Source organism: Calothrix sp. CBUCES-K 9914 (assembly GCF_059640475.1).
The window spans coordinates 1-19,915 of the sequence record NZ_JBXXZH010000178.1 but is presented as its reverse complement, the minus strand read 5'-3'; the positions used below and the strand labels follow the sequence as shown (position 1 = coordinate 19,915).

20 protein-coding genes are annotated in these 19,915 nt (G+C 37.9%); 8 read left to right on the top strand and 12 right to left on the bottom strand.

Going from position 1 to position 19,915, the window contains the following annotated elements:
• Positions 1 to 261: 261 nt before the first annotated feature.
• On the bottom strand, positions 262 to 570 hold the full coding sequence (locus tag AC2JBO_RS30705) for a hypothetical protein (RefSeq protein ID WP_496957423.1): 309 nt from the start codon (positions 568 to 570) through the stop codon (positions 262 to 264).
• Between the two features lie 77 nt (positions 571 to 647).
• On the opposite strand from AC2JBO_RS30705, the gene AC2JBO_RS30700 reads away from it, so the two are divergent.
• From AC2JBO_RS30700 to AC2JBO_RS30690, 3 genes are all read left to right on the top strand, one after another.
• A complete protein-coding gene (locus tag AC2JBO_RS30700; RefSeq protein WP_496957422.1) occupies positions 648 to 1,220 on the top strand; it encodes a hypothetical protein in 573 nt (190 codons plus the stop codon).
• Positions 1,217 to 1,861, top strand: a complete 645-nt coding sequence (locus AC2JBO_RS30695) for a hypothetical protein (protein WP_496957421.1) — start codon at positions 1,217 to 1,219, stop codon at positions 1,859 to 1,861. Before AC2JBO_RS30700 ends, AC2JBO_RS30695 begins: the two co-directional genes overlap by 4 nt.
• A gap of 112 nt (positions 1,862 to 1,973) precedes the next feature.
• Positions 1,974 to 2,348 (top strand): GNAT family N-acetyltransferase, encoded by a 375-nt coding sequence (locus AC2JBO_RS30690; protein ID WP_496957420.1) that lies wholly within the window; start codon positions 1,974 to 1,976, stop codon positions 2,346 to 2,348.
• 96 nt (positions 2,349 to 2,444) lie between these two features.
• Here AC2JBO_RS30690 and AC2JBO_RS30685 read toward each other — a convergent pair whose 3' ends face one another.
• Entirely contained in the window at positions 2,445 to 5,210 is a 2,766-nt protein-coding gene (locus AC2JBO_RS30685) for a COR domain-containing protein (RefSeq protein WP_496957419.1), read from the bottom strand.
• Between the two features lie 556 nt (positions 5,211 to 5,766).
• On the opposite strand from AC2JBO_RS30685, the gene AC2JBO_RS30680 reads away from it, so the two are divergent.
• Positions 5,767 to 6,354, top strand: a complete 588-nt coding sequence (locus AC2JBO_RS30680) for a hypothetical protein (RefSeq protein WP_496957418.1) — start codon at positions 5,767 to 5,769, stop codon at positions 6,352 to 6,354.
• 3 nt (positions 6,355 to 6,357) lie between these two features.
• A complete protein-coding gene (locus AC2JBO_RS30675) occupies positions 6,358 to 6,630 on the top strand; it encodes a hypothetical protein (RefSeq protein WP_496957417.1) in 273 nt (90 codons plus the stop codon).
• Between the two features lie 7 nt (positions 6,631 to 6,637).
• Here the strand turns inward: AC2JBO_RS30675 and AC2JBO_RS30670 are convergent, their stop codons facing one another.
• Genes AC2JBO_RS30670 through AC2JBO_RS30660 form a run of 3 tightly spaced genes read right to left on the bottom strand, consistent with a single transcriptional unit; the run spans position 6,638 to position 8,912 of the window.
• Positions 6,638 to 7,618: a DUF6753 family protein gene (locus AC2JBO_RS30670; RefSeq protein ID WP_496957416.1), complete on the bottom strand. Its 981-nt coding sequence runs from the start codon at positions 7,616 to 7,618 to the stop codon at positions 6,638 to 6,640.
• On the bottom strand, positions 7,602 to 8,381 hold the full coding sequence (locus tag AC2JBO_RS30665; RefSeq protein ID WP_496957415.1) for a P-loop NTPase family protein: 780 nt from the start codon (positions 8,379 to 8,381) through the stop codon (positions 7,602 to 7,604). The genes AC2JBO_RS30670 and AC2JBO_RS30665 overlap by 17 nt, the downstream gene beginning before the upstream one ends.
• Before the next feature lie 21 nt (positions 8,382 to 8,402).
• Complete coding sequence (locus tag AC2JBO_RS30660; RefSeq protein ID WP_496957414.1) at positions 8,403 to 8,912, bottom strand: hypothetical protein; 510 nt, start codon at positions 8,910 to 8,912, stop codon at positions 8,403 to 8,405.
• A 649-nt stretch (positions 8,913 to 9,561) separates the two neighbouring features.
• Between AC2JBO_RS30660 and AC2JBO_RS30655 the strand changes: the two genes are divergently transcribed.
• Entirely contained in the window at positions 9,562 to 9,741 is a 180-nt protein-coding gene (locus tag AC2JBO_RS30655) for a plasmid mobilization protein (protein ID WP_496957413.1), read from the top strand.
• 388 nt (positions 9,742 to 10,129) lie between these two features.
• Positions 10,130 to 11,311 (top strand): clostripain-related cysteine peptidase, encoded by a 1,182-nt coding sequence (locus AC2JBO_RS30650; protein WP_496957412.1) that lies wholly within the window; start codon positions 10,130 to 10,132, stop codon positions 11,309 to 11,311.
• 19 nt (positions 11,312 to 11,330) lie between these two features.
• Here the strand turns inward: AC2JBO_RS30650 and AC2JBO_RS30645 are convergent, their stop codons facing one another.
• The 4 genes from AC2JBO_RS30645 to AC2JBO_RS30630 all read right to left on the bottom strand — a co-directional run bounded on the left by AC2JBO_RS30645 (position 11,331) and on the right by AC2JBO_RS30630 (position 15,728).
• Positions 11,331 to 11,678: a hypothetical protein gene (locus AC2JBO_RS30645; RefSeq protein ID WP_496957411.1), complete on the bottom strand. Its 348-nt coding sequence runs from the start codon at positions 11,676 to 11,678 to the stop codon at positions 11,331 to 11,333.
• Between the two features lie 800 nt (positions 11,679 to 12,478).
• Positions 12,479 to 12,871, bottom strand: coding sequence for a DNA N-6-adenine-methyltransferase (locus AC2JBO_RS30640; RefSeq protein ID WP_496957410.1), 393 nt, complete (start codon positions 12,869 to 12,871; stop codon positions 12,479 to 12,481).
• A gap of 152 nt (positions 12,872 to 13,023) precedes the next feature.
• Positions 13,024 to 14,391 carry a replicative DNA helicase gene (gene dnaB / locus AC2JBO_RS30635; RefSeq protein WP_496957409.1) on the bottom strand — a complete coding sequence of 456 codons (1,368 nt, stop codon included), beginning with the start codon at positions 14,389 to 14,391 and terminating at the stop codon, positions 13,024 to 13,026.
• Positions 14,392 to 14,486: 95 nt separating this feature from the next.
• Entirely contained in the window at positions 14,487 to 15,728 is a 1,242-nt protein-coding gene (locus AC2JBO_RS30630) for a hypothetical protein (protein ID WP_496957408.1), read from the bottom strand.
• A 516-nt stretch (positions 15,729 to 16,244) separates the two neighbouring features.
• Here AC2JBO_RS30630 and AC2JBO_RS30625 point away from each other — a divergent pair.
• A complete protein-coding gene (locus tag AC2JBO_RS30625) occupies positions 16,245 to 16,658 on the top strand; it encodes a helix-turn-helix domain-containing protein (protein WP_496957407.1) in 414 nt (137 codons plus the stop codon).
• A 1,229-nt stretch (positions 16,659 to 17,887) separates the two neighbouring features.
• Here the strand turns inward: AC2JBO_RS30625 and AC2JBO_RS30620 are convergent.
• The 3 genes from AC2JBO_RS30620 to AC2JBO_RS30610 all read right to left on the bottom strand — a co-directional run bounded on the left by AC2JBO_RS30620 (position 17,888) and on the right by AC2JBO_RS30610 (position 19,792).
• Positions 17,888 to 18,583: a hypothetical protein gene (locus AC2JBO_RS30620; RefSeq protein ID WP_496957406.1), complete on the bottom strand. Its 696-nt coding sequence runs from the start codon at positions 18,581 to 18,583 to the stop codon at positions 17,888 to 17,890.
• 156 nt (positions 18,584 to 18,739) lie between these two features.
• On the bottom strand, positions 18,740 to 19,210 hold the full coding sequence (locus AC2JBO_RS30615; protein ID WP_496957405.1) for an SMI1/KNR4 family protein: 471 nt from the start codon (positions 19,208 to 19,210) through the stop codon (positions 18,740 to 18,742).
• A 189-nt stretch (positions 19,211 to 19,399) separates the two neighbouring features.
• Positions 19,400 to 19,792 carry a DNA cytosine methyltransferase gene (locus AC2JBO_RS30610; RefSeq protein ID WP_496957404.1) on the bottom strand — a complete coding sequence of 131 codons (393 nt, stop codon included), beginning with the start codon at positions 19,790 to 19,792 and terminating at the stop codon, positions 19,400 to 19,402.
• Positions 19,793 to 19,915: the final 123 nt, after the last annotated feature.

Below are 19,915 nucleotides of genomic sequence, written 5' to 3'. Positions count from 1 at the left end.
TTTATAAACGCGAACTATGTTTAGTACTTTTTTACCTCTATTTCCCTTAACCGAGCAGTATTGAAGACCGTGCAGCAGCAGAAAAATTGCACACGCGGTTGCGGCGCCTTTCTCAGGTTCCCAACGTGGAAGAAGTTGTAGTTGCCATGTTTGAATTCTTTGCACATCTACCAACTCCGTATTTAACGCCCACACAAGAAGAGTTATTATCTGTGATTGAGCGGCACTGTGGAACCATCGTAAATTAAAGGTGGTAATTTTTCAAGTGTCACTAGCAAATATTTCGGGTGAGTTAAATAAATCGTAAACGTTGGTGTTTAGTGCTTCTGTTAGATATCTTAGTAGTTTGAAGGATACGGTGGCAGGCGCCTTTTCGTTTCCTTCGGGGTGTTCTAAAAGCTGTATGTATTGCTGAGACACTTTATAGTCGTACTGGTCAATAACTTTCTGGGCTAGCGCGCGTCGAGATACTTTACCTCGCATCAATTTTAGTTTTTTACCGAACTCTGGCTTCCAATCTACAGATGCGATAATATCGAGTTCCAACATAATAAGTTTTTTACTAGTCATACTTGACATATAATTACATATAATTTTATAGTCATACTAGTAAAAATATAATAAATCGTCGGGGTGTAAAACTTGGTGTGGTTTCAAATTTTAGCCTGAATGTCAAATTATTACGGGTGCAGGACAACCAAATTGTCGATGCTATCCTTACAACTGTATCAGATAAACACCTTGTAGATGCTCAAAATCTATGGGCGCCTCAACTAACGGGTACACGTTACTTGGATGCTGACTGGAATTGGGAAAAAAAGAATCGGTTAGCTAAAATACTGCCTGGGGATGAACTTTATGCAATTGAGTGTGAAGGCATTACCCAAGGATTGATGACAATTGATATATTAAAAAAACGCTGCCAAATTGAATCTCAGTATCGTCGGAGGCTAGTATATATTAGTGCATTAGCTACTGGGCCTTGGAACCGTCCAGCAATCAAAAATCCTCCCACCTACAAAGGTGTTGGTAAAAATTTAGTTGATTTTGCTATTGCCCGCAGTTATGAATTAGGATATCAAGGACGTGTAGGACTACATGCTCTCCCTGATTCTATAGACTTTTATCGTAAAATTAGGGTTGGATTACTCGATTGCGGTTCCGACCCAGACGAACCAGATAATTTGGTTTACTTTGAAATATTACGGAGAAACTCATGACCCAATCAATTTCTTCTGACACAAGTGTTGAAACAACTAAAAACCAGCATTTAATGGAGTTGGTAGCAGCAGAAGATGCAGCCAATGGAGAAGTTGGTTGTGGTCGGTTAGCATCAAGTAATTTTTTGGCTTATTTAAACAATCGCAGTATTAATATTGACGACGAAAACTTTAGAAGTTTGCTACATTCGCACTTAGGTAACATACTAACAGAACCTGACTTTGATTCAATTATTTCTAAAGTCAGTCGCTACATTGAATCTGTAGTTGCAGGCACAAAAGTACCGACTACAAGCGCGCGCTCCCAAACTGAAATCGTCGAACACATCCCGACACCAGAACTTCAAAAATTATTACAAACATTAACAGAGTTTTTACCAAACGGTAAAGAAGCACAAATTATTGAATATATCCACACAATTATACATAAAGCCGTACTGCAACCCCGACACACTTGGCCTGACCCAATTTGGGTTTTCAAATCAGAGGAAAAAATTTACATTGCCCAATCTGCAACTTTAGAAGAAGCTATTACTCAAGTAAAAGTACAATATAAAGATGTAACTGGAGAATTAGAAGTTGTAAAAGTAGGTGGAGTATTGGCGCCAAATCAAGTTATTGCTCTGGATTTAAATAATTAAATGAATCAACTTTTAATAATTTACGCCCTCCTTAATTAGCATATGCACATCACTCTTCGTTCCATATCAGAAGCTGACGAAGGAGTTCATCTACGAAGTAACGAGAGTAACAATGCAAAGCTATGTAGAACAGACTTGGGGAAGTTGGGTTGATTTTGAGCAGCGAACAATAATTTACGATTCAATTAATTTATCAACGCATCAAATTATTCAGCTTGACGGTCAAGATGTTGGATGTTTGGCAGTCGAGATACACCCAAACTACATGCAATTAACGAAACTGTATGTACTACCTAATTTTCAGCGTCGTGGCATTGGTACAGTTCTTATCAGGCAGTTAATTAATGAAGCTAAAGCGCATGAAATACCCTTGCGGCTTAGAGTTTTAGCAGTCAATCCAGCACGTAAACTCTATGAACGCGAAGGCTTTATTGTTCAAGCACAAACAAAGGAGAGAATTTACATGGAGTATGTTCCCGTTAAGTGAAGTTGCGTCTTCGATTATCAATATTAGAAGATACCGTGGCGCCTTTAGAAGATTGAGAATCACTAACCCTAAATATTTCTAAACTAGAATTTATTTTCATAAACATGCAATCTGCTGTAAGAGCGAGTTTTTAGGGTTAAACTCTTTGGCGCCATAAACTAATTCGTCAATCCATCCCTGAGATTCTGCTATTGTTATCAAATTAAAGACAATTTCTTGTAAATTATTGCCTCCCGCAATTTCATCTAGATTTTTATCGAGTTCATATGATAATAATTGCTCTAATAATGGCTTAGTAGGAAAAGCATCCATCAAAGCATCACGTAGTTGTTTACGTTGTTGACTAGATAACTTCTTATTTTTGTCAACTAATAATTGAAAATCTTGGTGAATCGTACTAACACGACTTATAGTAGTTTGATTTAGATTTAAAGATTTCTGTCTCTCTCTTTCTAATTCCCGTTGTAATCCCGTATCTTGGACTTGAGATTCTCGATACTCCTGATAAGGTGACAAATTTACATCATCAATCAATCTGCGAACATCAACAGATTCATAACTTTCTTCGCATTCAACTTGATATTTACCAGCTTTTAAACGCTTACGTAAATTTTCTAACGGATAAGCATAAGGATTTTCACTGTCTGCACATTCAGTACAGTTACAGGGAACCAAAGTTTGATATTGTAAACGTTCAAAAGAACGATGGATTTTTTCTAGCTCGTGAGTAACAACTGCAAGTAACTCTTTTTTGCGGTTTCCAGATACACTAACCTTAATTTCCCGTTGGTTATAATTTTCAACGACTTCAACCCGCGTTTCATCCTTATTGAGAACAACACCGCTTTTCCAAACGAGTTTTTGATTTTCAATCCAAGGATGTGTTTCTACAATTAAGCGCGTAAGAATACCTTTGGGCATAAAAGCATATTTGTAGCGCAAAATGAGATTATAAAATTTATCCCAATTGTATTTAGGTTGCTCAACATCAAGTAGTTGCGGTGCAATGTAGTTACCAGAACGGTTAGGAATTTGATAGCAGAGCTTAAACCGCATCATTAATTGTAGTAGTTCATCTCGCATATCATCATATTCGCTGTCTTGCCAAATGTCAGTAAGATTTTCTTGAGTAAAACATCCCAGATTTTGCTTGACAGTTTTATTATCTAAAACTTTATAAACCGCAGTTGTACCCCATTCCGGTTTGAGAATAATATAATGTTTTAGTGTTGAATCATCTTGGAAGTGCAAACAAACACCAAGGTCATGTAAATAACGACTCAACCGCAGCATGTCCTTGCGGTCAGTCAATTGATTAGTTTCACAAAGTCGAAAATATTCGCCAACCTCAATATAATCGCGATTTTGAGAATAATTCTCTAAAGCTGAACGAACTCGCACCCAGACTTTTGGTAAAGGTGATTTATCACCAACATGGGGAAGATTACTGATATAATGTTTTACCAGTTCTTTGATTTCGGTTAAACCACGATTTGTTTCCAAATTAGTAGCTAAAACTTCTTTTAAATTCGGAAACTCTCCGCGTAACTGACGCTCCTGAACCTCAGTTTCACGGTCTTGCTTTTCATTTTTAATAATCAAAACGGGACTACTATCGCTTAAAAGTTCAGCAACTTTGAGCCACCAATAAAAATCTGTATTTTCTGTACGGGTATCAGCTACTAAAGCATAAAGAGAACGTTGAGTAAGGAAAAACTGATGGGTTTGATGGTAAATTTCCTGACCTCCAAAATCCCAAATATTAACCCGAAACTCATGACCATTGTCAAGCGGAAATTTCCACTGAATGACATCAATTCCTTCGGTTGACTCCTGATTGAATTGAAGTTCATAGTTTTCATCTTCAATTTTCTTAGCCAAAGAAGTTTTACCCGCACCCCCTTCACCAATAATCAATAACTTCGCTTCATAAAGAGGCTCTGTTTCTTTTGGGTCTTGTACTCGGAAATAAAAATCAAGTATTTCCTTAACATCTCCTGAGTTTTCAAAAAAAGACTTTGCTCCCAATATTTCTGGTGGAATGGGAACTGGATTTCCACGTAAATCGAGTTTTTCAAGTTTGCTAAGTTGCCCTATTTCTGTCGGTATACTACTTAGGTTATTTCGGTTAAGGTAGAGAGATTGTAAATTGACCAGTTGCCCTATTTCTGCTGGTATACTACTCAGTTGATTCCTGCTAAGGTAGAGAGATTGCAAGCTAACCAGTTGGACTAATTCTGCTGGTATACTACTCAGTTGATTTTTGCTAAGATAGAGGGATTGCAAGCTAACCAGTTGGACTAATTCTGCTGGTATACTACTTAGTTTATTATAGCTCAAGTAGAGGGATTGCAATTTAACCAGTTGCCCTATTTCTGCAGGTATACTACTCAGTTGATTTTTGCTAATGTCGAAGGATTGCAAGTTAATCAGTTGGACTAATTCTGCTGGTATACTACTCAGGTTATTATAGGCTAGGTTGAGGAATTGCAAGTTAACCAGTTGGACTAATTCTGCTGGTATACTACTCAGTTGATTACTGCGAAGATCGAGAGATTGTAAATTGACCAGTTGAATTATTTCTGCTGGTATCTTACTCAGTTGGTTGCCTACTATTTGAAGTTCTTCAAGTTGATTTAGCAATTCAATTTCTTTCGGTAAATCTCTCAAATTGTTGCCGATAGTTCCAGTAACATATCCATCTTCATCATACTTATACTTACCGAGAATCAGCTTTTCAAGTTGAGTCAACTTACCAATCTCAGGTGGTAAAGCTGTCAACTCGTTGCCAGAGAGGTCTAGCTCTTTTGCTCCCTCAGCTGCGGCTTGTTCAATTACGTATAGCAATTCTTCCTCGGTCATCAGCCAGTACTGAAATATAACATATCAATTATAGTTATTTTAACTACATGCTGTGAAAATAAAGCAACGCTCCAAAGGGCGCCCTTTACACCTAATTCTCCACACAATACAAAATGCGGACATAGCAAAAGTCAAACGCGAGTTGATTAACTAGCGTCTTACATAAAGACTGTATAAACCACTAAAAGTTGAAATGCAAGTATTAAAAATTACTCATTTATCCTCAGTCCTCCTATAGAAGACTTTTGCTATTAGCGTGTGGTTTGAACCACACACAGGTTAATTTTTAATGACAAATTACAAATTTATTAAGTATTGATTATTACAATATGTCGATTGCGGGTAGACATCGCGCCTTGGAGCGCGACAACAATCATAACCGTATACAAATAAGCATTCAAGTAATAATAGCAACTATAAATCAAAGATAATTACTTAATACATGGCTAAATTACAAAAAATACTTTGTGAGTCCGGCGTATAAAATTTTATTTTATTGCACAAAGGCGCCCATTTCATCGTAAAATCTACACAGGGTATATACGAGGGTGTAGAAATGGGAAAAGTCGAGAGAGAATCCATCAACTTTAAATTGCCCAAACCCTTAGCAGACGCGCTTCGCAAGAAAGCTGCTGAACTTAATACTACTGCCACCGACCTCGTAATACAAGGGTTAAATCATGTCTTAGGTGACATACCTGGTGTAGAAGGTAGTGTAGAAGTACGTCTATACGAATTAGAAGAAGAATTTTGGCGCCTAAAACAAAATAATACTACCGAGAAAGGCGCCAACCCTGAGCATGAACGCAGATTAACAGCATTAGAAAATAAACTAGAAACCGTCAGCAACCAAATAGCAAAATTCGAGGGCGCGTTATTGGTGATGCAAAGTAGTATAAATGCATCAAAGTCTCGGAAATCAAGCTATTCTCAACCGTATAACACTCAACCAATTAAAATTGACCCCCTCGATGAGAAAAAACTGGCTTTTAGACTTAGTACGACAGTTTCAACGCTAACAGAAAAACGTAATACTCTCAGTGCAAAAGAGTTTGAAGCATGGACAAGGGACAAAGACGGTGTTAAACGCGGGTGGAGGTATGACGAAAAAGACGGGTTGTATCATGAAGTAAACGCAACTTGATTTATGAACGTACAAGTTATTATTTTAGTTGACACCCAACCGAATGAAGATGATTTATCTAACTTAAAATTAGCAGCATCGAAACTCACAAACAAGCAATCAAGCATTGCGGTACATGTAAATAAAGAAGGTAGATATTATGCTTTGACTACTGATTTTACAATGAAAAACGCAGCACAGTATAAAGTAGTAGACGACATTGATGAAGAATTTCAATTCTGGACTGTTGAATTAAATGGCTATCAAGAAACGATTATTCGTTTCCCGCGTATTTAAAATTACTTTATTTACTCGCTGGTTTTCCTTTATTCTCGCTCTCTAAACGCTTTTCAATTCGCTGGATTTTAGTATATATATAATCAACCTGTTGTTGAGTTTTATTAATCTGAATAAGAGTAATTTCAGGTAATGATACAGGTACAAATTGAAAAGTTACCCTAGTGAAAAGTGCCAAAAGCAAGGAAAAAAAGAATATATACGATATTGCCCCCACCCAGGACAACGATAAATTTAATTCACAAATCCAAGTCAAAACCGCGTTTTCTAACTGGCGCCATATGCGAGTTAACATTTGCGTTCGTCTGCTTTTCTGGGTTTGAGGGTTGGTCAATTGTTCTATTTTCGACATCAGGCGCCTCTGACTCAACGCAACATCCAAAATCTCCCCCTTTATCTCGCTCAACTCCCTGTTCGCTTGAGTTATCGAAATCTCTCTTTTCAATTCCCCCATTTGAGCAGTTGTCAATTCCACTTTCAAAAACTGTTTCTGCGAGAGGGTTTGATTCAATTGAGTCAATAGTTTTTTCAATGTTGGTATTTCCCCAACGACGCTTTTCAAACTCTCTGAGGTTTCGCTCAAGTCCGTCAATTGCTCCAACTGTTGCTGTGAGGTTGAGTCTAATGCGTTCAACGCTGCTCCAAGCCTGTTGCAAGATTGAGCCAGGTTGTTGATTGTCTCGCTCTGGTCTGCTGCTGCCGCTAATTGTTCCGTCGTTAGTTCCGCCCACTCGGATAATTCCCCTTGTAATTTTTTAAACAACTGCTTCCAATCTTCTGGGGCTGTTTCTGTTAGTTGTGCTAAGTATCCAATATATTGCACTAACCGAAACGCTGGGTCATCTTGTTTCATTCCAGAGTCAAGCGCGAACCGTAGCACAGATGCTTGAAACTCTGGTGGTTTATCCTCTAAAAGTTTATCTAAATGAGATTTGTCGGCATTATTGTTTTTGCCGTTTTTGGTGTTTCTATTAGTTGCAGCCATCATCTAACCCCAACTGTATTGCTGCTTTTTCTAACTGAGTTTCTGCTTTATCAATCCAACCAAATATCCGGGATTTATTACTCACAGTTAAAGCATCATGTTCTAATGCTAAACGGAAAGTTAAATCATTGGAGTCGATAAAGTCGAAAATATCATCAAACAACTCAGGTAATAGCAACTCTACTCCACCATACGCTGCAATAGTTGAGCGGACTTTGGAATTGTCGTACCGAATAAACTTATTTTCTGAACCCCAGTAAAGATTTTTAGCTATTACATAATCTACCTGGGCGCCACAAAAATCTACTAACCGTTTTAACTGCACGACGCTATCTTTTACCCTTCCCAACACAGAAACCATTGTGATGCGGTATCCCATACGCTGTGCATTCTCGAATAGACAAATATCATTTGCTATTTCCTCAAAATATTCCGCCGCTCCAGCAGGTAAATCTACCAACGAAACTTTGGGAGAAAAACGCCCTAAATCATCCTGCAAAGCATCGGCGCCACCACGTTGATTTAACTTCAACGTTTGCACTCCAGGAGGAAGTTGATTGTAGTGTCTATATAATTGTGGGTTTGACTGGTCGCACTCATAAGCGATGCAGTTTATATTTCTGTGGCGATAAGTATCTAAAAGAATTCTCGCCATTACACTTTTACCAGTTCCACCTTTATCTCCGGTTACTAGCACTAACCGTCCAGTGCATTTTGGTTTCGCTGTGGTTTGTTTTGCGGTAGTTTGTTTTGTTTTGGCAACCATCAAAAGCTCCTTTTAGGTAAATTACAAATCTTCGTCGTTTATTAATTGGGGTTTGAAGGCTAAGGAATTAGTGTTGTTTGTGGCTAGGGAAGGTTCAAGAGTTGAATTTGCTTTATTTGGTTGTGCTACCTTAGATTGTGGTTGACCATTTCTGGATGACTTCCCGTTAGTTTGTGCAGTCTCAGTTGGGTTAGAAGAGACAGGCATTTCTTCAACCGGAGCGCGCATATTGTTATCTATCTCGCTCCCACGAGTATCCCCTAGAGAAGACTTAGATTTTTTACGAGTTTTTTTCCGGATATCATTGAGCAGGTATTTAATACGTTCTCCACTAATATGGATATCCAAAGAAGCTAACGTAGTTGAAACCTCAGAATAGCTATAACCTAACCGCAGCACCCTTTCAATCTGTCGGCGCATCTTCCTAATAGCATCGCGCGCCGATATATCGTCTAATTCCTTTGCACCCAAAGCCCTCAGCGCATCCAACGCCTCTGGTATTTTGGCTTTAGAAACTCTATCTTGTGTCACGGAGATAACAACTCCCAATACAGATAATTCAACCTTTTTTTGTTTTACCTCGATTAATTGGTACTGTACTTCTCTTTTAACACTTCGTTATCATTTTTTTATTAATTCAAACAAAATTATATCATCTTGGTAATTTTTATATCTAAAGGTAGATATACCGTATATCAATAATTAGAATGAGTTTATATCTAAAATTCTAAGCAATCAAAGTATTTTTTTATCAAAATATTGGTTAGAATCTGAAATAACAATTTACTTTCATTCTCACCTCTAAATTTTTCTTATGAGTCATCGTAAATTAACTTATAATTGCAGGCGCCCGCTCTTTTCTGTCTCCCACCATTAACTCATAGAAACAGGCGCCTGGTTATTCCAGAATCCCCCATGATTAACCCACAGCTCCCATGTTCCCAATTTTCCGTGACCCCCGCGCTTCGGTAGGGAGCCAGCCATGCCTTAAAACTTACGTTTTACCATCGCTACTCGCTCGGCACAGGCAGACTGGCTCAAGGGGGATACCCCCTTAAGAAACCCCGCAGTTGATAATTGGGCACCTTAATTACATCCACATTGACAACACAACAGGCGCCACCTACAAGCACACTATCAACAACCATTAAATGAACACACTTTGATCTTTGAAAAACCCATGTCACGCTCAATAGTTCGCACCAAAATAATGCAAATCCGCGTATCCGATTTGGAATTTGAGATGATTCATTCGAGAGCATCCCAAGCCGGACTCACATGTTCAGAATTATTTAGACGTAACGCGCTACTGCGTCCATTACCGAAGCGAGTTACTAAAATAGCTTTGTATTTTAAATAATTGAGTTCGTTCAATGCTTCACTTATAAGTCGTCTTTAAATGTCTCTGTGTATTGGTATGCAGAGGTATTTATGGGCACCGTATATCAAGAATGCAAAGCGTCCTATTTTAAGTTCAATCTATGAAGGACAAAAAAGATGGAATTGTTTTCAATACATTACATTACAGTGATCAGGCAACGTAGGTTTCTCTAACTTACTTAGCTAAATTCAAAAAAATCACATTGCTTCTAATTGAGGCAATACTGTTTAAATATTGGATTATTTAGGGTAGCAGTTCTCCGGACTTCAAAAGTTTAAAATAATGTAAATATTTGTAGTTATCACAAAAAATGATATTTAAATATGAGTATGTAAATATACTGATAGAAAAAGGTTTTTAAATTATTATGATAGGTAGAAAAAGGTTTTTTAAACAAACATCATCATTTTTAGCTTCATTTTTATTTGTAAATTATTTAACATCTGATCTAGTTAAAGCTTTACCAAGTAAGCATCAAGAAAAACAAAAACTATATGATTGGATAATTTTATATTGGATGCCTTACGATAATAATCTTTCTAGGGTTGGGTTGCCTATAATAAACATGTTATCTAAGGGTGTAAAAGACGATAATATACTTGTTTTGGTTCAGTCTGATTTTTATGGTGATAAACAGCTTTCAAGAAGAGTAATAAAAAAAGATTCAGTTGATGTGCAATTCTTAAATACAGGTGATAGCGCTGATGAAAAGGTATATGCTGAATACTTAGATTGGGCACAATCACAGTTTCAAGCTAAAAAATGGGCTGTGGTTTTCTTAGGTCATGGTGGTAGTTTAGATGAAATAAGCCCAGACAATAATTCCCAGCCCGGTTTAACTACAAGCATTAAATGGATGAGTTATAAAAATCTTAAAAATATAATTTATGAGTTTAATAAAAAAATCAATAATAATTTAGAATTACTTTTCTTCCAAAATTGTTATAAAGGAACGCTTGAAACTCATTATACTTTCCAAGATGTTAGTAAATATACTCTTTCTTCTCAGTTATTGCTTGGCGCCCCTAACTCTTACTATGAGTCGCTACTAATTTTTTTAGGAAAACATCCGCAAATAGATGGTGGTCAACTTGCTACTAAGATAATGGAATTTGAGAGTGATGACATGTATAATAGTTACACTGTTACTAACAATAGTTATATAAAGCAGCTGCCTAAAGTACTGAATCCGCTTATTGATGCTATCATTGCTTCTAACTCTAATGTAATCAAACTTGATAAATTCCAAGTTCGTTCCAATAGCTCGGAGCAGTTTGTTGATATTATTGAGTTCTTCCAAAAAATCAGCAGTTCATCACCTCAAACGCAAAAGTTATATCAAAACTTCGCTGATTTTCTTCAGAAGAAGATTATTTATAAATATAAAGACGGAGGTACTTTCTACGCTATCTTAGACCGACCAAAAAATTGTTGCGGAATAAATATTTGGTTGCCTTATGACCAGAAGCAACTAGAAAAATATAATTACTTACAAGTTTACACTGATATAAAATTAGTAAAACTTTATAAGACGGTGCTATTTTATTAAGTCAAAACTGTGGGTTTGTTTAGTGTCCAATTGCTTGCCTGCGGGAATAAATTTCCTCTAGAAGTAAATCCCGCAATTCGTTGGCAATATCATCAGTGGGATTACCTGCTAGCGCGCGTCCAATTAACTTTTCTGCCTCTCTTAATTCTAAACATTCTATGGCAAGGATTGCAGCGCTGCGATGAAGAACTGATCTAGTGGGTTCAAGGTCGAATAAGTTTGCTACTAGGTCTGCGGCTGCTCGCTCAGTAGAAAAAGCAGCTTTGGTTAACTCTAAAGCTACAGCATTATCGCCCCTTTGACGAGCTAAAAAGGCTTGGTCAACAAGCTGCATTGCTTCTCGATGAAGAATTTCTACGTCTTGCATTTTTCAACTACACGGGTATATGGTGTGCCAAATTAAACTACGCAGACGTAGCCAGGAGACAAAGTGTCCGAGGGGCTAATCTATTCTAGCTTCATTAGGAATTTATATGCTATGGGGCGCCTTTTTCAGTATTATTATAAAACTCCCAACACCTCTAAAATTTCCCTCACAGGCGCCTTTTCCAAATCCAAGCTTTGCACCTGCGATAATAACCGCTTGGGAATGTACCTGGTAGATTTAATTTCGCGCTCGCCATCACTCCAAAATTCGTAGTGATAATAAGCTTCATGATAATCTTTACCTTTTTTTGTGACAGTGCGCCAATGTATACTGCCGCTGCCGTCACCCTTATGTCGGCGCCTTTTCCTAGGGGATATATTTGTTATGTCTGAGTTATCCCCTAGGAATTGTGGTGCCTCTATTTTCCTAGGGGATATATTTATGTCTAACTTATCCCCTAGGAATTTGGGAACGTCTTGTGAGTAGCCAGATATTAGAGATTCTTCGCTGCGCTCAGAATGACAGTTTTGGGATGCTTCTGGGAATTGGGGTTGTGGCGCCTCTATTTTCCTAGGGGATATATTTGTGTTTGAGTTATCCCCTAGGAAAATTTCAGAAGTGTTACTGGGAGAGGTTTTTAGTAATTTGGATAGTATTGTTTGTGGTAATTGTACTACTCCATATGCATGGAAGATTTCTAGAAACCGTGTGCTGTTGTCTCCCCAGTAAATGAGGATATGTGATTGTCTTGCTGGTAGTTTTGGTTTGTAGTTTGTGTCGAGGAATTTAATTCGCCCTTTTCAGAAGCAGACTGGTTGAGTTTTTAATATAGGTGATAACCAGTTGGTGTCTGTGGCGCCTGGTACAAGTGCGATGGCTTCTGTTACTCGACCAGTTGCGATTTCTTCATTTAGTTTGGTAATCCATTTGCCGGGTTCGGAGTATGGTGGGTTGAGAAATACTCGTCCGTGCCAAGGTTGAATTAATCCGTTGTCTGTATGTGTGTAATGTGTGGATGCTGGTATATTTTTGCCAGTTTCTGCACAGGGGTCTAGGTCTATTTGATTTAGTACTTGTATTACTAAGTCAATTATGTGTTGGGGTGTGTACCAGTTGTCAGAGGGTTTTTCGCTGGTTTTAGATGTTTTTTGAGATGCAGCATGTTGAGAGGTTTCTAGGTTTGGCACCAACATAATGAATGCTCTTAATAATTCTTACTTTGCGTCCTTTGCGTCTTTGCGGTTTATTCCTTCTCCTCTGTGTTCTCTGTGTCTCTGTGGTAAATAAAAAGACTTGACTGCACAGGCGAGATGCCCGTGCTACGGTTAATGGGTGTGTGCTACGGTTAATAGGCGCGTTTGAGGTTTTTGAATTGGGTAAATTGTGATTCAAATAGCAGTTTTACTATGCCTGTTGGACCACCACGATGTTTGGTAATGATGACTTCTGCTAGTCCTCGGTCTGGTGTATCTAGGACGTAGTATTCTTCTCTGTAAAGCATTATTACGAGGTCGGAGTCTTCTTCGATTCTTCCTGACTCGCGCAGGTCTGACATGAGCGGTCGCTTGTTATTGCGACTTTCTACACCACGATTTAATTGTGAGAGTAGGACGACGGTTGTGTTGCATTCTCTGGCTAGTAGTTTTAGTTGCCGCGTGATTTCTCCAATTTGACGAGCAGATTTACCGCTACCGTCATCTCCTCCAATGTCAGCCATTAATTGTAGGTAGTCGATGCCGACCATACTAACTTTGCCGTGTTTCGCTACCATACGCTTTACTTTGGAACGCAGTGATGCAACTGTTAGTTTTGGCGAATCATCTATATATATTTTGTCTTGGCTTAGTTTTTCAACAGCTATTGCTAGGTCTTTCCATTGGTCATTGCTAATTCTGCCGGATTCTAAATAAATTCCTTCGACTCTGGCTTCTTGACTTAAGTACCGCATCGCCCATTCTTCTTTTGTCATCTCGGTACTAAAAAGTATTACGGGTTGCGAGGAATTACGGGCTGCATTAATTGCCATGTTACCTAGCATGGATGATTTTCCCATTGCAGGGCGCCCTGCAAGTGTTATTAATTTACCTGGTTGAAAGCCTTTTATTATGAGGTCTAAATCATAGAATCCCGTAGAAATACCAGGTTTAACAATACCTTGAGATATTTTTTCTATATTGTCAAAAACATGTATAAGTGGCTCTGCTAAGATTACTGGCTCATTTTCTTGGCTAATAGCTTCTGTACGGATACTTAAAAGTTTAGTTTCGGCACAGTCCAGCAGGTGATTAATTTCACTTTCGGTGTCATAAGCAAGTTGATAAATCTCTGAGGCAACTTTTATTAACTGTCGGCGCCGATATTTTTCAATTACGATGTCAGCAAGAGCATCAATATTTACTGCTGATACAGTTGTTTCTAACAGCGATGCTAATTTGGTTCGACCGCCGATGGTCATCAACATATCAAAATCTGTCAAATAGTTGGTGACACTCAACAAATCTGTAGGTTTATTGTCACGATGCAGCGCTTCTAAAGCAGAGAAAATATGTTTGTGCGACGAAATATAAAACATCTCTGGCTTAAGAATGCCTTCGACTCTTATTATCGCATTTGGATCAAGCATTATACCACCCAAAATCACCTCTTCCGCTTCGATATTTTGCGGGGGCAATCTATCTATTGCTCTAAAGTCTAATTCGTTTGTGACTTGCATATTAATTTTTCAAAAAGTTGAATGGATGAAGCAAAACGTGTATTAAAATTCACGTTACAAAGTGCGTTTACATATTGTTACCGCGCAGCAAATTGTTAGGTATTTCTGTTCAGATGCCGTTGTAAAATTGCTTGGAGTCTGGGGTTAGGAGGCGCCGCTGCTCTTCTTGCTGCTTCCTCTTGCTGCTGTTTTTCAAGCTGCGCCATGTAATGTTCTCTGTGAAGAGCAAAAAATTCTTCTTGTTCTTTGTTTCGCTGCTGTTCGGCTTCGTGACGCGCGACAAATTTTTCAAAGTCATCGTTTGCATCAATTTGATTTTTTCTTGCCCAGTTACGAGCAAAAGAATAACCTGATAATGCATCTGTATCACCACTGGAAGCGAGGAGTGTTCTTGCTTTCCATTCAAGAAAGGCTTGTTTTAGTTCTGGGTGATGGGCTGGTTCCCATTGATTAGCTTGTTGATTTTTACTGCTATTTGCAGATTCTTCTCTATTTCGTTTGTTCTGGTTTGACGAACTTGGGGCGGAATTGTTGCCTTCATGAGGAATTCGTTGTTCAAATGAAGAATTTTTTTGGTTATCGGTTTTAACAACTGGTTTCTCAACTTCTGAAGATGCTGGTTGGTTATCAGTCTTGGTGGCTTCTTGTTTAATATTATTTACACACACACCAGGGCGGGGTTCCGGGGCGCCGCTAGGCGGGGCGGATATTTGTGTATTTTTAGTTGTATTTTCTGATGTAATCTCTGAGGGCGGCTGAAACGGTTGCTGTGTATGGTTTTGAGGTGGGTTGAGTTCGGCGTTTTTGTGCAACTTGTTAGGCGTTTCTGTGCAACTAGTTGGGCGTTTTTGTGCATCTAGTTTGGCGTTTTTGTGCAACTGTTGATTTTGCGTTGTTTCAGCGCTTTTTTCACCTGTTTTTTCTACTATTGGCTGATGGCGTGCAATGGCTTCGGTAAGTACGTCTTTATTTATTTTGTAATAAAGCTTACATGGTATGCCTCTAAGCTCAACGGATAATATTCCTAACTCTTTTAAGTGCTTAACTACTGTGTCTTGCTGGCGCCGGGTCAGTCCGGTTTCTTGTTCCCACTCTTCTTTGGTTTTATAAAACCAACCTTCGGGGTTATTAGCTCTAGGAGTCCAGTAGTACGCTTGTGAGAGAAAAATTCCTGCTTGGGCACTACCGCCAACTAGGGCAAAGATTCGGTGGTAGGCAATTATTTGATGGAGGACTTTTGGCAAGTCAGTCCAATCAAGATTTGGGGTGATTGGTTCTTCAGTAACTGTTTGTGACGGTTGTACTAATTCAAGCTCGATGGTAGCGCTTTCGGACATGATGATTAACTCCAAAGTAATAAAACGGTCTCTGGAGCGAGTTATTTATCCGCTGAATCGTTGTCGATTTGATTGCTTAAGCTATTTTACTCATAGAAAATAGGATTTTCTTATAGTAAAATAGATAATTTCCAAAATAACTTATTAAAGTTGTTGTGAATTTGGGCGCAAAAATCTACAGAACTCTACACATGGTGTACAAATCCTGGTAACATAAAGACAATAACGATTGAACAAACGGAAGGCTAAACCACTAGACTATATCCGTTACAGTGCCGCCAAGCTAAAGCAACTGATATAAGTTCTATGGGTAAGCTAACTCGCTCTAAAAGCATCATACAGCTGAGGTGCCACTCTTGTTTAAAGGGTGGTCATTTTGGCTAATATTTTTATTTTCGTGCTTATTGCTCATCCTTTAAATCCTCTTTCAATTTATAGTCGCTTAGACTACAATATACCTTATAACATGTAGAATAAACAATCTTTTTTTCTACATATATTTTATAAATCACTTGTATGCCTGCTCTCACCATAAAGCCTCAAGACCTGAGTCCATTAGGGGAATTGATATTCAAGTTTATTAAAGAAAACAATATTTCCATGCGCGAATTTGCTGACATGGCGAATATAACTCGTCCTGGACTGCGAACAATGTGCTTAAAAACAAGCAATCCAACGCGCTCAAGCATTGTGAGGTTGGCGAAAGCAATGGATAAATCACCTCTGGAACTTTATCAGCTAGTTTGTTTAAACAGAGAACTAAACCCTTATAAACCCGATTTAATCGATAAAGCTATTAAAGGATTTGATTCTGTTTTAAGGGATATGTGGGAGTTGGTACAGGAATTGCCTGAAAAGGACAGACCTTCCGACCTGGAACTTGTTAATCAAGCTTTGGATACTCTTAGGTCTTGTATACCTAGGCAGTAAAATCGGAACAGGATATTATAGTTATTTAGTACTAACTAAAGTAATCCAGCAGAAAGTTTCTTACATGCTTATATACTCAGGTGACTATATAGATATTTAAGAATTAAATAGTTATTTAGAATTTATGGTTTACAGCACACAAGATATACAAGCGTGTGGTGTAAAAAACAAATAACATGATTTGCATTTTAACTGCTTATACACGAATTGAAAAGTCCTAAACAAAAATATTTTGGGAGCAAGCCCAGCAGGTAGGTGTTAAAAGATGACCGATTATTCAAGGTTAGAATCGAACTTTCTGCTCTCAAATGTTTACTGAATAAGGAGTATGGAGTTTGAACAGAGTAGATAAAGCTTTATAGTCCTTGATTATTTTGATGCAGGAAAATAAAATTTTAGAAAATAAGTGTGTTATCCCCGGTTTAATTACATTATATGAGTGAACTAAAGTGCAAGAATTAAACTAAAGTACAATTTGATTTCATAAATAACCACAGATGTAACACTGAGAATTATAATTATATTGTTGGTTTTTATCACGAATATGAAAAATGAAATTATATGTAATTAATGTGACTACGTATTTGCAATTGTTGGCGCCGTTTTGACTCGTAGAGGTTCAAAATTATTGGTTTTATTTTGACCCGCATGTTTTAATCCGCATGGGGTTAAAACCCCCATGCTAATAGCTAAAGTCCTCTGGAAGAGGACTAATTAAATGTTAATTTTGCTACTCTGCTAATAAAAATATGTAGTTTATACTTAGATAAAGTAAATAATTTAGGTATTTGGTAAAACCTTTTCATTGGTTTTATCTTTTATTTTTGCACTGTTTTTAGAACTGACCTTATTTCGATTATTCTATTTTATCGAATTTGTACTGAATTGTTGCGATGAACAAGTTTGGCTGTTTTGTGTAACTCCTGATTTTGCGTTGTTTCAAGTGTTTTATTTAATATTCGCTTAAAAAACGGCGCCGTACTTTTCAAGCGTGGATATGTTGAAGTTAAGAGTATATTAGTATTGAAATGTAATATTTATGTTCAGTAATATCATATTGCTGTTCGTTTTTAATTGTCACGGCGCCCACCTGTCGCAGCGTTGTCACAGCAATTATGACAGTATAGGCGCCACTAAAACGACAGGCGCCATTACAGCATTCACAAATTTAAAGTTATTATCACTATTTTTTACCAAAAGTAAACTCATAAGCTTCGCACAAAGCATCCTCAAAGCCCCATCCTAAACCCGACGCATCTAATGCCCATTTTTCGACACCGTTCTCGGAAGATATCTTTCAATTCAGGATTGATGGCGCCTAATGCCTGCTCATACATTCCTTCCATGCTTATATAGAAAGATTCATCAATATCGCCATAGGTATTGGTAAATTTCACTCCTTGCTCTACGTAAAAAAGCATAATATCAATTAAACCTACATCTGAAGTACACAGCTTTTTGTATTCAGAGATAGCTTTTTTAGCAGGGTTTTTATTGGAGGCTTTTTCTTCGGGTGCTGGCATTTCGGCGCCTTTTGTAGGAGCTAATAAGTTTGGCGCCTTTTTTTTGGACTTAGGTGTAGATTCAAACTGCTCAGTTGTGTTTATTCGCTCATAAAATGCCGCGAGCTTCTCGTCTACTTCTTGTCTTACACCTATAAGCTCACGTTTTAGGACTTCTTGAAGTTCAGATAGTAACTCATCTTTGATTACCGATTTAAGTTCTTCTGTTAAAATAGTCTTACTACTTGTCTTACTAACAGGGACTTCAATTGACCCATCGGACAATACCTTTATACCAGCAGCAATGATATCAATTAAAGTTTTAGAACGGTCGCATCCGTTATTATTGTCTGCGGGGTATCGTTGTTGCCCTAACTGGTCTATCGCTCCTAGCAGGTCGCTAGGGCATCTAAAATTTAGCATTTTTGCCATCATGTCTTACTTCATAAGTAATACTTGTTTAATCCAAGTCTTACATGAAAAGGTCACGCAAAGCGCAGAAAACCCTGTAGAAGTATTTGTGTATTAACTATCGTTTATCAAGCACAAACGTAGATACTATTTTAACTTTTCTTACATCTAAGTTTCTCTATACCTCTCAACCCATTCCTCAAAAGCTTGCGCTTCTGCTATTAGCATATCTGTGAGAGTTTCATGTTTAATGTGCATTTCTTCATCTTCTGGACTCCAATCTATGATTAGTGATGTTTCTTGTTGTTGTTCTGCACCAACTACCACATATACACTTTCTTCCATTAAAATAATAGGCAACCAATTTACATTAAATTTGCTAAATCTAGTATGTAAATCTTCATAAGCTGCCACTGCTTCATTAAGGGGTAAGAAGCGACCAAAACCTGAAAATAAGAAACCTGGTTGATGCTCTTTTATACCATTTTTCCATTGATAGAGTTCATAAACTTCTACAGATAATTGAAATGGTAAGCTAGCAGATATTTCTTCTATCTGTTCAAAAGTTAATCCAGGTTGTAGGGATGAAGTATATGGAAGAACCGAAATACGTTGGCAAGCTTCTCTTAAAGCTGACATAAACACTATACCCAAAAGGAAACTCCCCCCGGTAGTACAATAAATAAATACCAACGTAACCAGACAATTCCTCTTTTAATTGTTCAATTTCGGCAAGTGGATAACACTGCTGTCTAGTTTGGAATTCAATTAATTGGTCGCGCAAAGTGGCAGGCGCCTGAAAAACCTCTAAGGGCATGAGTAATATTACTAAACAGCATTTACAATTTTCTTATTAGCTGTAACAAACTGCAAATGATTGTAGATGCCAGAAGCAATAATGTAAGCGAGGTTGACGGGAACTGCATTACCAATTTGACGCATCGACTCACCCCAAGTACAGGGAAAGTAATAATCATCGGGGAAAGTCTGTAACCTTGCTGCTTCGCGTACTGTAAAATAACGCACTTCTCCTGATGGTAAAGCAAGCATGTTTTCTCCGCCAGGAACACCATGTACACCAGCTTTTAGTGTTTTAGCAGGCTCATCTAAGGGGCTACCCGTGTGTCCTGGGTAACTTCTTGCCCCTGGAATATAAATATGGTTAGGTATAGATGAAGCTGCATGACTGTTGGGTAGGTCAGAAATAGCATCCCGGACCAATACTGCTCGGTTAAGCGGGAGCATAGCCTAAAATAAAGAAAAGTTTGTTCGCGTTTTTCTAACGCGAACAAAATCGAATAAAATTTATATAAACGAACCCGCATGAGCAAGTATCTCTCAAGA

Bases quoted from the DNA above. Each gene is read 5' to 3' on its own strand.
- AC2JBO_RS30650 (WP_496957412.1), top strand. From the start codon at position 10,130: ATGATAGGTAGAAAAAGGTTTTTTAAACAAACATCATCATTTTTAGCT.
- AC2JBO_RS30655 (WP_496957413.1), top strand. From the start codon at position 9,562: ATGTCACGCTCAATAGTTCGCACCAAAATAATGCAAATCCGCGTATCC.
- AC2JBO_RS30690 (WP_496957420.1), top strand. From the start codon at position 1,974: ATGCAAAGCTATGTAGAACAGACTTGGGGAAGTTGGGTTGATTTTGAG.
- AC2JBO_RS30670 (WP_496957416.1), bottom strand. From the start codon at position 7,618: ATGATGGCTGCAACTAATAGAAACACCAAAAACGGCAAAAACAATAAT.
- AC2JBO_RS30695 (WP_496957421.1), top strand. From the start codon at position 1,217: ATGACCCAATCAATTTCTTCTGACACAAGTGTTGAAACAACTAAAAAC.
- AC2JBO_RS30675 (WP_496957417.1), top strand. From the start codon at position 6,358: ATGAACGTACAAGTTATTATTTTAGTTGACACCCAACCGAATGAAGAT.
- AC2JBO_RS30615 (WP_496957405.1), bottom strand. From the start codon at position 19,210: ATGTCAGCTTTAAGAGAAGCTTGCCAACGTATTTCGGTTCTTCCATAT.
- AC2JBO_RS30665 (WP_496957415.1), bottom strand. From the start codon at position 8,381: ATGGTTGCCAAAACAAAACAAACTACCGCAAAACAAACCACAGCGAAA.
- AC2JBO_RS30625 (WP_496957407.1), top strand. From the start codon at position 16,245: ATGCCTGCTCTCACCATAAAGCCTCAAGACCTGAGTCCATTAGGGGAA.
- dnaB (WP_496957409.1), bottom strand. From the start codon at position 14,391: ATGCAAGTCACAAACGAATTAGACTTTAGAGCAATAGATAGATTGCCC.
- AC2JBO_RS30645 (WP_496957411.1), bottom strand. From the start codon at position 11,678: ATGCAAGACGTAGAAATTCTTCATCGAGAAGCAATGCAGCTTGTTGAC.
- AC2JBO_RS30620 (WP_496957406.1), bottom strand. From the start codon at position 18,583: ATGCTAAATTTTAGATGCCCTAGCGACCTGCTAGGAGCGATAGACCAG.
- AC2JBO_RS30680 (WP_496957418.1), top strand. From the start codon at position 5,767: ATGGGAAAAGTCGAGAGAGAATCCATCAACTTTAAATTGCCCAAACCC.
- AC2JBO_RS30630 (WP_496957408.1), bottom strand. From the start codon at position 15,728: ATGTCCGAAAGCGCTACCATCGAGCTTGAATTAGTACAACCGTCACAA.
- AC2JBO_RS30705 (WP_496957423.1), bottom strand. From the start codon at position 570: ATGACTAGTAAAAAACTTATTATGTTGGAACTCGATATTATCGCATCT.
- AC2JBO_RS30685 (WP_496957419.1), bottom strand. From the start codon at position 5,210: ATGACCGAGGAAGAATTGCTATACGTAATTGAACAAGCCGCAGCTGAG.
- AC2JBO_RS30640 (WP_496957410.1), bottom strand. From the start codon at position 12,871: ATGTTGGTGCCAAACCTAGAAACCTCTCAACATGCTGCATCTCAAAAA.